We start from the raw sequence: 14,194 nt of genomic DNA, 5'->3' as shown, positions 1-14,194 counted from the left end.
CCGGGTCGACGATACAGTTGGGCGACGTCCAGTGTTCATGCTGTCGGAAGCACCGAGCCCTAAGACCTGGGCGTTCTGACTTAGCGCTGAGCCCTGTAGGTACTGCAGCGGACCGAGGGCCATAGCTTTAACGTATATTCAGCGGACATCACCTTGACGGCTAAACCCTCCTGTTGGGCGCCCCAAGCGAACCTAAACGACGAGGATCAAGTTGATACATCAACCCAATCGCGTGCTTGCTGGTAGGCCGACATGAGCGGTAAGAACCAGGGGTTTTCGCGGTAGAGAGGAACTGTCGGAAACGAAAGGTTCCAGAACGGGGACAACTCATCGCCTACCATGGCCTGGGCTGCTCGATGACCAAGATAGCTCAACATCGCAACCCCACTGCCATTGCAGCCAAGCGCGTAGTTGATCCCGGAATGCTGTCCCAAATGCGGCATAAAATCGAAGGTGAAAGCAATCATCCCGGTCCAAGCGTGACTGATGCCGATGTCCTGCAACTCCGGGAATATCGTGGCCAAACGCCGCTTCAGCTGTTGTGCGACATCCGACGGGTCCCGAACGCGCAGCGTCGCTCGACCACCGAAAAGAATCCTCTTTCCATCAGGCGTCGGGCGAAAGTAACTCAGCAATCGCCGCGTATCCGCATAGGTCCGGCGTTTTGGCAAGAGAGTATCCAATAAGCCCTCTTTCAGCGGCTCCGTCACCACGATGTAGCTGGCTGCCGGAATGACCCTGCGCCTCAACCAGGGTACAAGGGCCTCGCTGTAGCCATTCGTCGCGATCAACACGTCGCGGCAGGTCAAGGATTTACCGCTCGGCAGGAGGAGATGGAAACGACCGTTATGCTTCTCAATGCTTACAACCTTTGCATTCGGGACCAAGGTTGCTCCTTCATCCCGCGCAAGCCGAACCAAACCATGCAGATAACGAGCGGGATGAATCTGCCCTGATCGTGGGATCACCATCCCGCCATGAAATTGGTCGCTGCCGATCTCGTTTCTCTGATCCTCGCGCCGGACCAATTCCCCACCGACGAACTCGGCCTTGCGCGCCAGACCCGCGAAATGCGATGGGCATACCGCCGCGACAAACCGGCCTGTGCGTGCGAAAAGCGGATCAATTGGCAGTTCTGCGATCCGTTTCTCTAAAAAGCTGAAGGACGCGGACGCTTCGGCCCGCAAATCCGCGAGCACGTTCGGTGGGAAGTTGCGTTCCATCGGGGATCTGACCGCCGATGAAGATCCCTTGCCCAGATTCATGCCGCTACTGACATGCCCTGCGTTGCGTGTGCTTGCGCCAAAGCCAAAATCCGCTGCCTCCAATACGACGACATCGCGCCCGCTGCGCCGTAGCGTGATCGCGGCGTTAAGACCTGTCAGGCCGCCGCCCACTACTACAGTGTCCGCTTCCCGGGGCAAGGAAGCCTCGGACCGTTCGGGAGGATAATCGTCCCACCAATAAGGTGTATTCAGCGGCGTAGCCATGAGACGACCCTATCGGTCCGGCCAAGCGTCGCGCCACGGCGCCAATTGTTCACAAGCCGCCGCAATGTCAAGCAACCCCTGCTCGTTAAACCATCGACCGACAACGTGCAGTCCCGCCGGCAATCCGTCGGTTGTATGCCCCATGGGAATAGAGATCGCCGGGTGACCGGAATGATTGAACGTACCCGTGTAACCGTACCAATTCGCCCGAATTGGCCCCGCAAGTTCACCATTGATTGTAATCGGATCATCCTGATTGTGCCGATAATGCGGCGGTGGGGCAGAAACCGTTGGAGTGACGATGACATCCGAATGCTCAAACAATTCTTGCACACGACGGAACAGGTCAGAACGCCTTTTGGGGGCGGATTGCACATCCAAAAGCTTCTGCGAAGCCCCTTCCTTCAGGGCATTGACCAGTACAGGATCCAACACGTCTTCATATTCGTCGAGAAGATGATGCAAACGAGCATGTTGATAGGATCGCATCGCGGTGACCTGACACGCCTTATCCCAGTCAATGTCTTCGGGTCCTTCGGATACGATGGCACCATGCTCCCGAAAGCGTTCCAAAGCTGCGTTCATGAGGTCCTCGACTCCCCCGTCGAGCAGTTTGTTGCCCATGCGACGAAACACCAGGACCCTCAAGCTTCGGAGACAATTCAACGGCTCGGCCGGTACAGTGAAGGCGGTTTCCTGCCGGCCAATCGACCAGGGGTCTCCTTCAGAGGGCCCCGCCATCGCCGTTAACCCCGAGGCCATATCCGACACCGTCCTTGTCGCCAATCCGAGATTGACGAAAGACGAAAACAGTTCTGCCGACACCTCACTCGGCACTCGGCCCAGTGTCGGTTTGAGACCAAGCACGCCGCACACCGCCGCCGGTATACGGGATGAACCTGCCCCGTCCGTCGTCATTCCGATTGGTCCCATTCCCATCGCCACGGCAGCCGTGGCCCCGCCACTGCTACCCCCAGGTGACCGGTCCAGATCCCACGGATTCCGCGTATATCCATGGCGCGGATTGTTCGTCAGCGCTTTGACACCGAATTCCGGCGTATTCGTCTTGCCAATCAGGATAGCGCCGGCTCGCCTCAATCGTGCGACCGCTTCAGCATCGCGCGCAGGGACATGCCCTGCAAAAGCATTTGAACCGTATGCGGTTTCCATCCCACCAGTCGGAACAAGGTCCTTTACTGAGAATGGAACCCCCGCAAGCGGCCCGACAACGTCTCCGCGTGATACGGCCTTGTCGACTTCCTCCGCCTTCGACATAGCCGCCTCAGGATCCACTGTCGCGAATGCATTTACCTCACTGTCCGCATTTTTGATCCGGTCCAATACCGATCCCATGATCTCGGCCGCCGAAACCGTTCCCATTTTCACATTCTTGGCAATGTCGGTAGCGCCATATTTCCAGTAAGGCATTTCTGACTTCATTTTGGGGTCCCCTCGCGTTTGGCGGTTCTTCTGGTGTTATTGGCTGTTTGAGAAAACGGTCAGTCTCGCTCAACGAAGAATTCAAGGCCCACGAACTTGTCGAGCACGAATACCATCAATGTCGTGAACAGAACGAGGAAAGCGGAAACAGCGGCAATGATCGGGCTCGCACTTTCCAAGACTTCGCTGAAAACCTGGACAGGCAGGGTCATCACAAAAGGACCAACCAGGAACATTGTCACGGTCACTTCATCAAAAGAGATGATAAAGCTGAATAGAAGCGACGTGACCAATCCCGGGCGCACGGCGGGCAAGGTGACTTGCCAAAAGGTTCGCCACGGCCGCGCCCCCAGACTCATCGCCGCTTCCTCCAGCGCCGGGTCCGACTTTTTCAACGCCGAGGCTATCGGACGATAAGCGTATGGTACCGTCAGAATGCAATGAACCAGAGCGAGACCGGCAAACGTGCCCAATCCGCCAACTCCCGCCAGGATGACAATCATGATGACGCCAACCGCCGCATGCGGGAAAATCAATGGGGTCAGCAGCGCCGTCTCATACGCAGCACCATGACGCATCCCCATGCGAACGATTGCCCATGCTGCGGCGAACGTCGCGCCGGTGCTGACCGCGGCGGCAATTATCGCCAGGGCCGCACTGGTTCCAAGATAAGCCAACCAATCAACGGACCCCAAAAACTCAACGTACCAACGCAGGGATATGCCCTTGATTGGGAATGAGAGATAGCCAGCCGACGTGAATGATACGATAACCACAATCAGGATCGGCAAAGGTAGTATCAGCAGCGTTGCCGCCCCAATGACACGGGTGAACGAAATACGCATCATCGGCTTACCCCCGCGGCATGTCTTTTACTGATACGTCGCTCGTACCACTGGAGCGGCAAGACAACGATCAGTGCCGTGAACAAGAGAACCGTCGCCAAAGCGGCTGCCTTCGGATAATCGAAGAAGTGCATGACTTCCTGAAATATCTCCGTACCGAGCATCGAATCGCCTAATCCGCCGAGCATCAGGGGGGTCACGATGGCACCGGTCGCCATCAAATAGACGAGCGTCACCCCAGTGAGGATTCCCGGCATGCTCAAAGGCACGAGGATGTTTCGGAACACGTAGAACGGCCGAGATCCCAAGCTTGAACCGGCCTCTTCGAGACTTCTGGGTATCTGCATAAGGACGGATAAAATGGCAATGATCATGAAGGGGCACAAAACGTGACTCAACCCCAGGACCACACCGAAAGTGTTATACATCAACTTCACTGGGGCATCGATCAACCCGACGGCCTCGAGCGACCAGTTCACCAAACCCTTCGGACCCAGGACAACCATCCAACCATATGACCTGACAACAATGCTGACCAACCAAGGGAAAATCACCAAGGTCAACAAAAGGTTCCGGTTCATCCTTGTCCGGGCAATCAAATACGCGGTCGGAAAGCCGACCAGCAAACAGCAAACGGTCGTGAGGGCCGATATCGCAAGCGTCCTCACTAGCATCGCTATGTAGTCCGAGCGCCGCCAGAACGCTTCGTAGAGGGAAAAATCCAGGCTCCCGTCTATGACGACGGAAGCCCAGATTAATTGTATCAGCCCGAAGGCGAAAATCCCCAGCAGGATCGCCGATGGCAGCAACAGCAATAGAATTCTAACTTGCCGGCTCATCGTTCGATCCGCATGCCAAAGCTGTTCATCTCGTCGAGTGTCCGGTCGATCATAGATCCGCCAGCATCTTGTCGATCTCTTCGACGCGTTCTTTCTGATGGTCTGCGATATGATTCCAGTCAGGTTGATACAGTTTCTGTCTCAAATCGCTGAAGCTTCCACCCAAGCGCGATTCAATCTCCGTGCTGGCTTTGGCTGCTTCATTCGCGGGAATGTACCCCGAGAGAGTGGCTCCGCGTTCTTGCGGCGCGCCAGAAGCGATATAGTTGAGCCATTGCCGCGTCATTTCGCGATCGGCAACTCCTTTTGGAGCAACGATGACATAGGGAAGGAGCAATGCGCCCTCCTCAGGGATTACCATTTTCACATAATCCACGCCGGCACTCTGCAAACTCCACACACGAACCGAATAGAACGGCATGGCGGCAACCTCGCCACGCTCCAGAACGGCGTTTTGCTGGGCAAGGGATGTGGTGACGCTGAGTATGTTTTTCGCGGTGTCCCGCAGTAGGCTCATCCCACCATCGATATTGAACTCATCGCCGCCCATTGCTTTGGACATGATGGTCAAGTCGTATGTCGACAGATAGATCGGACGGGTTAATCCCAGCCGACCCTTCCAGCGCGCCTCGCCCAGGCTCTTCCATGATTGGAAGTCCTCGACCTTGGCTTCGTTCGTGTTAACCGCAATGCCATAATAGGCGAAGTAGGGCGTAACACCTGCAAGTTTGCCGTCCGGCGTCGTGAGCCAGTATTTTTTGTCTACATTTTTCATTTCAGGCAGTTCATCGGGGTCAAACGTCTCGACCAAACCGTCTTTCATCAGATTGTTTGCCTGAACAAATGTGCAGATCGCGCTGTGGTATTGCGGAGCGCCGGCCTGCGCGCGCAGTTGCGCTTCAGGGTTCGGCACCTCGACGACCCGAACGTCAGATCCGGTTTCGGCATAAGGTCCCGCAAATGCATCCCGCCAAGTGGATCCTACACCGCCGCCCCATGAGGCATGAAGGATGGGACCGCCAGCCGCGTTGACGAGTCGGGGCATTGTGGTCAATGACAACCCCGCAAGAGCAGTGGACAACAACGCGCGTCGAGTGAACTTCATAACTAAGCCTCCTGTTTTCTATTTTGTTGTGTTCGAAATGACCCGGACGTTTTTGGATGACCATCCAACCGATACGACCGTGTCTATGGGCAGAGGATGGGGACCGGTCGGACTGAAGGGGACTTGAGCGAGGACCTCACCGTGTTCGGTTTGGATCGAATACGTCACGCTTGCGCCGGAGAAACTGTGGCTCAGAACTGATCCTGGAACACCGGCACCTTCCCCCACTGAGACAGAAACATGCTCCGGTCGAATCGACAGGGAAACACCATCTCCCTTGCGCAGCGATTGCTCGGCATTTTCAAGCGGAACACACACCGCGAAACCTTCAATCTCAATGAGTGAGCCTCCGTCGGAATTCTCCGAGACAACACCGGAGAGCAGGTTCGTTTCACCGACAAACTTGGCAACGAACGGGGTCCTGGGAAAATGATAAGTCTCGACAGCCGGGCTGAATTGCTCCACGCATCCAACGTTCATGACCGCGATCCTATCGGACATAGATAAGGCTTCCTCCTGATCGTGTGTCACGAAGATGAAGGTAATGCCCGTATCCTTCTGAATTCGTTTCAATTCGACCTGCAACTGTCGACGCAACTTCAGATCAAGCGCCGACAAAGGCTCGTCCAACAGAAGAACGTCCGGCTGGGTCACCAAGGACCGCGCCAGTGCGACGCGTTGCCGTTGCCCGCCGCTGATCCGCCCAACAGGCCGGAAAGCGAAATCTGCCAGCTCCACGAGCGCCAGCATCTCCATGACGCGGGATTCGATTTGCCGGCGATCAACGCTTGCGGCGCGCAGGCCGAATGCAACGTTGTCGAACACATTCATGTGGGGAAACAGGGCCAGGCTCTGAAACACAAGGCCAACAGCACGCTCATATGGCCGTGTTGCGGATATGTCCTGCCCGTTCATGACGATGGCACCGGATGTCGGCGTCTCGAACCCGGCAATCATGCGTAAGATCGTGCTTTTTCCGCATCCGCTGGGGCCCAGCAGCGTGACGAACTCACCGCGGCATACACTCAGCGAAACATCGTTCACTGCCGTGTATGAACCGAAGGTCTTGGTAACGGATGAAAGCTCCAGGATCACATCGTCCTGTTTTGCAGCGGCATTCGACATTGGTGTGTTTTTCTCTTGCAACATTCGACGGAGTATCAACCCGTCCCGTCACCTTTCGTCAAAGACCGTTTGTTTCGATTAATATTCCAAAAGGTAATGTTATGAAGCCCTATCCTATCGACCTCCATAAAGCGCCGATGGCTGAGGCCATACAAACATTCGATTAAGTTATAAGAAGCATAAAAAACGGTATTTGCCGCAAACCCGGACGCTGAGTTACCAAAATTTCCAGAAGCGTGAACATCCCCATGACACCGGCCATAGGACCTATAATCCAGCTATGCCTACCCCTGTTCCTCTGACAAACCCCACACAATCCCCCAGCGAACGCCGAAAAACGATCGAAGCGGCCGAGATGCCCGGTTCTATTTCCGATCTGCTCGATCAAGCGACGGTGGATATGGGCGATGAGACGCTTTGGACCTTTTTTGATGAGGGCATCTCTCAAAGCTACTCAGAAGTTCGGTCCAGGACCCTTCGCGCCGGTGCAGCATTGTCCGCATGGGGTGTCAAAAAGGGTGATGCCGTTGCTGTTATGCTTCCCAATATTCCGGCAATGCCGATCACTTGGTTGGCCCTGGCCCGGATCGGCGCCATATTGGTACCGATCAATACACGTTACAGCGCCCGGGAATTGCGGTACGCGGTGGAGAATTCCGGCGCCCAACGATTGATTATTCACTCTGATTACCGGAATGCCCTGGGCGATATTAGCACCGACCTCCTTACGACTGAGCAGATTGCCATAGCCGGCATATCCGGTGTTGACGATTGGGCCGCAACAATTGAACGGGCTGACGAACGGCTTTGCCCGACTCCCCTCATCGATCGAGACGACGTCGCTAATATCCAATACACATCCGGCACCACCGGCCTTCCAAAAGGATGTGTGCTGACACATCGCTATTGGCTAACAACAGGCATGGTAAATGCTTGGCGGGATGGCCGGCGTTTCGCGCGAATACTGGCCACGACACCATTTACATACATGGACCCTCAATGGCTTCTGTTGATGGCATTCTATCAGCGGGGAACGCTGTTCGTCGGCCGAAAACAAAGCGCCTCACGGTTCTCGAAATGGCTATCGGATCATCGGATAAACTTCTGCCTGTTTCCCGAAGCAGCCACAAAACAACCAGCCGCAGACCACGATAGTAAAAACGAAGTTGTCCGCGCAAACGTCTATGGGGTCAGGGCATCGGTCCACAGAGACATTGAGGCCAGATATGGTTTTGTAGCGCGCGAAGCCTTTGGGATGACCGAGATTGGGTCGGGCCTGTACATGCCCATGGAAGCTACCGACATGGTCGGATCCGGGAGCTGCGGCATTCCTTCGCCCTTCCGTGAAACCCGCATTGTGGATGAACAAGGTATTGACGTTTCCGTGGGCGCTGTCGGGGAACTGATCGTCAGAGGCCCGGGAATATTCCAAGGCTACTATCGCAACCGAAAAGCCACAGAAGCAGTATTGAAGGACGGTTGGTTTCACACAGGAGACCTCTTTCGGCGAGACGAAGCTGGGTATCACTACATCGTAGGCAGGAAAAAGGACATGATCCGCCGGAGCGGTGAGAACATCGCTTGCCGCGAGGTCGAAGGGGTACTTCGCGATATGGATGAAATTGAGGAAATTGCCCTCATACCTGTGCCCGACGCAATGCGTGGCGAAGAGGTCAAAGCCTTTATTTGCCTACGAAACGGCACCAGCCCGAGCGAAGAAACTGTAGATCGGATAATAGCGTATTCGGAAACACGGCTCGCAAGCTTCAAGCTTCCCCGATACTTCGAGTTCATCTCCGAGATGCCTCGGACCACATCGTTCAAAGTAGCGAAATCTGATTTGCTGCATTCTCGCCAGGACCAGAGGAGCGGTTCGTTCGACCGCGTCGATCAGGTTTGGCGTTGAGTTCGAAGGAAAGCCCGATGACAGTAATAGATTACGGCGCGACCCCTCCGGTCGCCGAAGCAAGAATGCCGACGCAGTCTCACCTTTCGAACTACAGGCGCGTCTACGCGAAAGCAGAGGCTGAATCGGGTCGCCATGACGAGACGCGAACACTCGACGACTTTTTTGCCGACTGCGATTCAGCCGGGGTCGTTCGTACTGTCATCAAGGCACGGGACGTCGAGACCACCTTCGGCGGAAAAATTCGAAATGAAGATATCGCGGCACTATGCCGATCCTATCCGGATCGATTTATTGGTTTCGCCGGAGTGGATCCGAACAAAGGCATGGAAGCGGTTCGAGAATTTGAGTTTGCCGTCCGAGAACTGGGGCTAAGGGGCCTGAACCTCCAATGCTTCGAAAATCGGCTTCCCATTGACGACCGACGGATCTATCTGCTCTACGCCAAGTGTGTCGAACTGAATGTCCCGGTCAATATTCATACCGGCATAAACTTCTCTCTCGAGAGCTCTCCAGAATATGGCCGGCCGGAAATGCTGGACAGAGTCCTCTGCGATTTTCCTGAATTGCGCGTCTGCGCCTCTCCTCCAGGCTGGCCATGGGTTCTTGAACTCTTGTCAGTGGCATGGCGACATCCCAACCTCTGGATTGGTGTGGTGGCTGTTCGTCCCCGTATTCTGGCCAAGGAAAACTCAGGTTATGGCCCTCTGTTGCAATACGGAAGCACAGTTCTCCAGGACCGAATTATCTGGGGCAGCGCCCATCCTATGATGCCGATTGCTCGAACGGTAGATGAGGTTCGGAGCCTGCCATTGGAAGAAGACGTGCAGCAAAAATGGCTCAAGGAAAACGCCTGTTCCTTTCTGAACCTCGCAGATGTCTGATATTTACTTGTGAACAATGCCCAAGAGATCCGGGCGCCCCTTGCGGACACGGCGCTGGGCCAACCGTATCTCCAAGGTCTCCGGCAAATCGGATTTCCCATCAGCGACACAGGCAACGTGTTTGGCCAAAATATCCAGGAACCGGTCGGCCAAGGCTACATCCCCCCTGTCGTTCGGTCTCATTACCGAGAATGTGAACTCCAACTTCGGTTCAAATCGCTTAATGACTAATCCCGGCCTCGGGTAAAAGTGCACATTCAACGGCTCGACGATCGAAACCCCCAACCCCTTGCTCACTAATGCATTCGCCTCTGCCGAGGAAAAGACATCGAAGCGCAGTTTTCGCGATACCCTCTGCTGTTCGAATACGGCGTCCGTAAGGTGCCTCATTCGGCTGTCAGGCGTGAATGAGACAAACTCCTCCCCCTCCAGATCACGGGCTTTGACGACATCCCTTTCTTCGAGAGGATGTCCTGCTGGAAGAACACAGACAGACGAAGCGTGAAACATGGCCTCCGTCGTCAGGGCGGAATGGTGAAACTGCGTAACGCTAAACCCAAGATCCACGTTCTGACGCAAGACATCGCTGCCGACGGAACTCGACGTATCTATCTTGATATGAACATCGGGGAACTCACGACCGAATTCGACCGCGGCATCGGCAACGAAGGTATGGCCGATCGAAGTAGCCGTTATAATTCGAAGCTCTCCAGTCCTGAAATCACGCAGATCCCTGGCAAACCTCTCGACATCGGAAACTGATGCAAAAAGGCGGCGCACTTCCTTGTAGAGCAAATGCGCCTCGTCTGTCGGCTTCAGTCGCTTCTTTTCACGATGGAACAACGTCAGGTCCAGATCTATCTCCAACCCGGCCAGCATTTTGCTCATTGCGGGTTGGGATACGAACAACCTTTCGGCTGCTCCGGTGACCGTACCCACCTCCATGAACTGAACGAACGCTTCCAATTGTCTGTGCGTGATGCGCATGCGCCGCACCTCTCCAGCTCAAAAAAACTCAAACTCAGAACTACAACCGTTCGATCAGGGACGAGGATCTAGCAACCACACAACAGACGAACGATACCGGACGTTGCGCAAGTCTACTGAAGCGAACAGTCAAAGTCAGTCGAAAGGGTGGCCCTATTTCGAAACTGTCTTCTAGTGCCGGTCAATTACCTTTCTGAAGACAGTCCGTCTCAGGCATTTTCCTAACTGAGCAAACCCCAGTGCGTTTGGCATTCATCGGGCAGCCCCCGCTACAGAAAGTTTTACAATTGGTTTTGCGCCTTGTTATGTTTCAATGGGCTAGAAACAGGCAAACAAAGGCGGAACTTTGTAAAACGCCTTTGAAATCATTCAAAAAGCCCATAATTCCTAATCCTGAGGCCGTGGGTTCGAAAAGGTGCGAGTCCGAAGATTTCAGAATTTCCCAAACTTTATTTTTTATTTTTTAAATCAATAAGTTATAGAATATTTTGGCGGTCCCGGCAGGACTGTAACAATTCATAAAAATCAACACGTTGCCGTAAAATTTGGGAAATTTCGGCTGCACGGGACTGCATAACGTTGCAAACCGTTTTCCCAAACGCGTTCTAGCCAACCTTTCCGGGCCTCGGCCCGAATAGCCCCCTACTGCTTTATCGCGTTCGCCTTGTCGCCCCCGGCCACCGAATACTGGATAGCCACGTTGCGGGACTTCATGAAGGTCTCCAGATCCTCACCGCGGAACGCCGCATAGATTTGCGGATTCAATTGGCCGACTACCGCCGCCATTTTCTCGATGACGAAGAAGATGACGCCATAGTGGATCATCTCGATCCATTTGCGTTTCCGGATCAGGTCGCGCTCTTCCTCGGTCAGACCATAATCCTCGAACAAAGGTTCCGGGTCATTGACGAACCGCTCCCGATGTTCGGGGATGATCAGGCGGTGCAGGAGATCGTTTATGCGGTAGGCCTTGTGGCTTCGTTCCAGGGTGAACGGATGAGTTCCCTCAAGCTTTTCCGCCCCGGCCAATTCATAGGCGATATAATTGCGGTATGCTTCTGTTGCCGCCTCACTCGGCGCATCGCCCTGATTCTCGAAGATCACCGTCGCGATGTTGGTCATGGACGGCAGATAGGTCGCCTTGTGAACCTGTTTCACCGTGTCCGACAGCGCGCCGCGCATGATCAGCCACATGATCACCTCGGCCCCTTCCATGCCGCCCAGGGTCGCGTATTCCGCCAAGCGCATCTCGGTGAGCGTTTGCGGATCGTTTTCCAACAGGTCCAGGAACCTGTCGTCCCATTCCGCGTTGGTGAACCCGCAGCGCTCCCCATGCACTTGGTGGGAAAGCCCGCCGGTGGCCACGATCGCGACCCGAAGATCGTCATCAGGAAAGCTCTGAATCGCCTTGCGTAGAGATTGGCCCAGCTTGTAGCAGCGTTTCGCGTTCGGGATCGGCAACTGCAGCACGCCCCCCTGCAGCGGGATGATGCTGCCGGACCAGCCGTCATCGAAACCGGACAACATCGACAGGGGCGAAAAGCAACCATGGTCGAGCGGCTTCTTCTGGAAGAAGGATATATCGAACTCGTCGGCCACCAGGGCATTACCGATATGGCGGGCAAGCGCCGCATGACCTTTCACCGGGGGCATGGCGCTGGCAGCCGTTTCATCTTGCGGGGTCTTTTCGGCAATCTCCGGATCGTCGCTCGCGACGGCGGCGAGTATGGCGCGCGTCGCCCTGCCGGAAATGCGTAAACACGGCTACTCTGCCTCCCTCGCCACCGGCACGCTCGCGGCGGGCGGAACACTGGGCATTATGATCCCGCCCTCCATCGCGCTGCTGCTCTATGCGTTGATCACGGAACAATCCGTCGATCAGATGTTCATCGCGGCGATCTCCCCAGGACTTCTGGGCCTGCTGCTCTATTGTGTCGCCATCGCACTCACCGTGCTGATCAAGCCGGACCTCGCGCAACCTGGCGAACCGACGACAATCCGGCAGAAGGTCTCAGGCCTTAAAGGAATTGTCCCGTTCGGCATGATCTTCGCGGTCATCATCGGCGGCATCTACGGGGGTATCTTCACACCGACGGAGGCCTCCGCCTTCGGCGCGGCGGGCGCTTTCATCATCGCCGTGTTCCGCGGCATGCGCTGGGCGGGTTTCCGCGCGGCCATCGAGGAAACGCTACTCCTCCCCTCCATGATTTGCTTCATGATTATCGGCGCGGAGATATTCGGCTACTTTCTCTCGGTCTCCCGGATTTCCTTCTCCCTCGCGGAACTCGTCGTCAGTTTGGACCTCGGCCCCTATGCGGTGCTGCTTGCCGTTCTTGCCCTCTACATGCTGCTCGGCTGCGTGATGGACTCCATCGCGATGCTGCTTCTGACCGTACCGGTCGTGTTCCCGGTGATCGCTCAGGCCGGCTTCGACCCTGTCTGGTTCGGGATCGTCACGGTCATCGCGGTTGAGATGGGCCTCATCACGCCGCCGGTCGGCATGAACGTCTTCGTCATCAAATCCGTCGCGCCCGATGTTCCGATCGGCGCCATCTTCAAGGGCGTCTTCCCCTTCGTCCTGTCGGACATCGCACGCCTTGCCCTGCTGATCGCCTTTCCGGGTCTCGCCCTAGCCATGCTCTGACGGTTCTTACGGTTCAATATTGGTCAAGCAATCGGCACGTGCAGACCACAAGGGTAGCACATCAATGGCAAATGAGTGCCTTCGATGAGAAGGCTTCGTTTGTCCGTCTACACCTTGAGGAAAAAACTCTAACATTAAGAGACCTAATATGTTTCCGTTGTCCCCAGTCAGGCATTAGCCTGTGACGTAGTAGGCGATCCCAGCGAGTACGATTACCGCGACGACGACGGCAAGCACGGGGAATTTTTTCGTGCCTCCGGTCGCCGCCTCTGTCTTGGGAGAAGCGGTCTGGGCTTCCCGCGCCGGTTGGGTGCTGTCGCTTTCGGAGGCAGGCTCTGCCGCCACTGAGGGAGCGCTGCTCTCTTCATCGGCCGCCCCTTCCGCAACCTCACCCTGTCTGGCCGCAACCTGTTCGGAAAATTTGGTGAAGAACTGGTTGGAAAGACGCTTCGCCGTTGAATCGATCAGCCGGCTGCCGAGCTGCGCGATCTTTCCGCCGATATCGGCCTTGGCCGCGTAGCGCAGGATCGTCTCGTCGCCGTCTTCGACCAACTCGACATCCGCTCCCCCTTTGGCGTATCCCGCCGGACCGCCGCTGCCTTCCCCCTTGAGGGAGAAGCCGGACGGTGCGTTCGTGGTGTCCAAGGTCACGTTCCCGCCGAAGGTTGCCTTCACCGGTCCGATCTTCAATTGGATCTTCGCCTCCAAATCCGTATCGGAATGTTTGACCAGTTCCTTACATCCGGGGATGCTTTCTTTCAGGACTTCCGGGTCGTTGAGCGCGGCATAGACGACGTCGCGCGGGGCCTTGATCCTGATCTCGTCTTTAAGTTCCATTTCTCGCTCCTTACGCTTTGCTTGGACATCGCGCACCGGTCTTTCCCCTCGGAACGCCCTTTGCGCCGGTACTCGACGGTGGGTGATTGTCG

Annotated in this window: 12 protein-coding genes; 3 read left to right on the top strand and 9 right to left on the bottom strand. The window is 55.7% G+C overall.

All coding sequences use genetic code 11. From position 1 onward, the window contains the following. Positions 1 to 206 precede the first annotated feature (206 nt). The 6 genes from ACQK2G_RS05895 to ACQK2G_RS05870 are packed head-to-tail and all read right to left on the bottom strand — an operon-like array spanning position 207 to position 6,844. Positions 207 to 1,490, bottom strand: a complete 1,284-nt coding sequence (locus ACQK2G_RS05895; protein WP_425404097.1) for an NAD(P)/FAD-dependent oxidoreductase — start codon at positions 1,488 to 1,490, stop codon at positions 207 to 209. Between the two features lie 9 nt (positions 1,491 to 1,499). Beyond that, on the bottom strand, positions 1,500 to 2,930 hold the full coding sequence (locus ACQK2G_RS05890) for an amidase (RefSeq protein ID WP_425404096.1): 1,431 nt from the start codon (positions 2,928 to 2,930) through the stop codon (positions 1,500 to 1,502). Between the two features lie 59 nt (positions 2,931 to 2,989). Beyond that, the gene (locus tag ACQK2G_RS05885; RefSeq protein ID WP_425404095.1) at positions 2,990 to 3,778 is read right to left on the bottom strand and encodes an ABC transporter permease; all 789 of its coding nucleotides are present in this window, start codon (positions 3,776 to 3,778) and stop codon (positions 2,990 to 2,992) included. Next, positions 3,775 to 4,614, bottom strand: a complete 840-nt coding sequence (locus ACQK2G_RS05880; protein WP_425404094.1) for an ABC transporter permease — start codon at positions 4,612 to 4,614, stop codon at positions 3,775 to 3,777. Before ACQK2G_RS05880 ends, ACQK2G_RS05885 begins: the two co-directional genes overlap by 4 nt. Before the next feature lie 49 nt (positions 4,615 to 4,663). After that, the gene (locus tag ACQK2G_RS05875; RefSeq protein ID WP_425404093.1) at positions 4,664 to 5,719 is read right to left on the bottom strand and encodes an ABC transporter substrate-binding protein; all 1,056 of its coding nucleotides are present in this window, start codon (positions 5,717 to 5,719) and stop codon (positions 4,664 to 4,666) included. Between the two features lie 18 nt (positions 5,720 to 5,737). After that, positions 5,738 to 6,844, bottom strand: coding sequence for an ABC transporter ATP-binding protein (locus ACQK2G_RS05870; protein WP_425404092.1), 1,107 nt, complete (start codon positions 6,842 to 6,844; stop codon positions 5,738 to 5,740). Positions 6,845 to 7,199: 355 nt separating this feature from the next. Between ACQK2G_RS05870 and ACQK2G_RS05865 the strand changes: the two genes are divergently transcribed. Together ACQK2G_RS05865 and ACQK2G_RS05860 are read left to right on the top strand one after the other, a co-directional pair. Further along, on the top strand, positions 7,200 to 8,750 hold the full coding sequence (locus ACQK2G_RS05865; protein WP_425404091.1) for a class I adenylate-forming enzyme family protein: 1,551 nt from the start codon (positions 7,200 to 7,202) through the stop codon (positions 8,748 to 8,750). A 17-nt stretch (positions 8,751 to 8,767) separates the two neighbouring features. Continuing rightward, a complete protein-coding gene (locus ACQK2G_RS05860; protein WP_425404090.1) occupies positions 8,768 to 9,634 on the top strand; it encodes an amidohydrolase family protein in 867 nt (288 codons plus the stop codon). Positions 9,635 to 9,637: 3 nt separating this feature from the next. Here ACQK2G_RS05860 and ACQK2G_RS05855 read toward each other — a convergent pair whose 3' ends face one another. Next, a complete protein-coding gene (locus tag ACQK2G_RS05855) occupies positions 9,638 to 10,621 on the bottom strand; it encodes a LysR substrate-binding domain-containing protein (RefSeq protein WP_425404089.1) in 984 nt (327 codons plus the stop codon). Between the two features lie 642 nt (positions 10,622 to 11,263). Further along, on the bottom strand, positions 11,264 to 12,349 hold the full coding sequence (locus ACQK2G_RS05850) for a gallate dioxygenase (RefSeq protein ID WP_425407617.1): 1,086 nt from the start codon (positions 12,347 to 12,349) through the stop codon (positions 11,264 to 11,266). On the opposite strand from ACQK2G_RS05850, the gene ACQK2G_RS05845 reads away from it, so the two are divergent. Continuing rightward, the gene (locus ACQK2G_RS05845; protein ID WP_425404088.1) at positions 12,273 to 13,265 is read left to right on the top strand and encodes a TRAP transporter large permease; all 993 of its coding nucleotides are present in this window, start codon (positions 12,273 to 12,275) and stop codon (positions 13,263 to 13,265) included. The two genes, ACQK2G_RS05850 and ACQK2G_RS05845, sit on opposite strands and share 77 nt — an antisense overlap. Positions 13,266 to 13,439: 174 nt before the next feature. Here ACQK2G_RS05845 and ACQK2G_RS05840 read toward each other — a convergent pair whose 3' ends face one another. After that, positions 13,440 to 14,102 (bottom strand): CoxG family protein, encoded by a 663-nt coding sequence (locus tag ACQK2G_RS05840; RefSeq protein ID WP_425404087.1) that lies wholly within the window; start codon positions 14,100 to 14,102, stop codon positions 13,440 to 13,442. Between the last annotated feature and the right edge of the window lie 92 nt (positions 14,103 to 14,194).

Source organism: Hwanghaeella sp., assembly GCF_965227365.1.
Classification (GTDB): Bacteria; Pseudomonadota; Alphaproteobacteria; order UBA8366; family Aestuariispiraceae; genus Hwanghaeella.
Note: the sequence above shows the minus strand (reverse complement) of the source record. Positions and strands in the feature narration are given on the sequence as shown.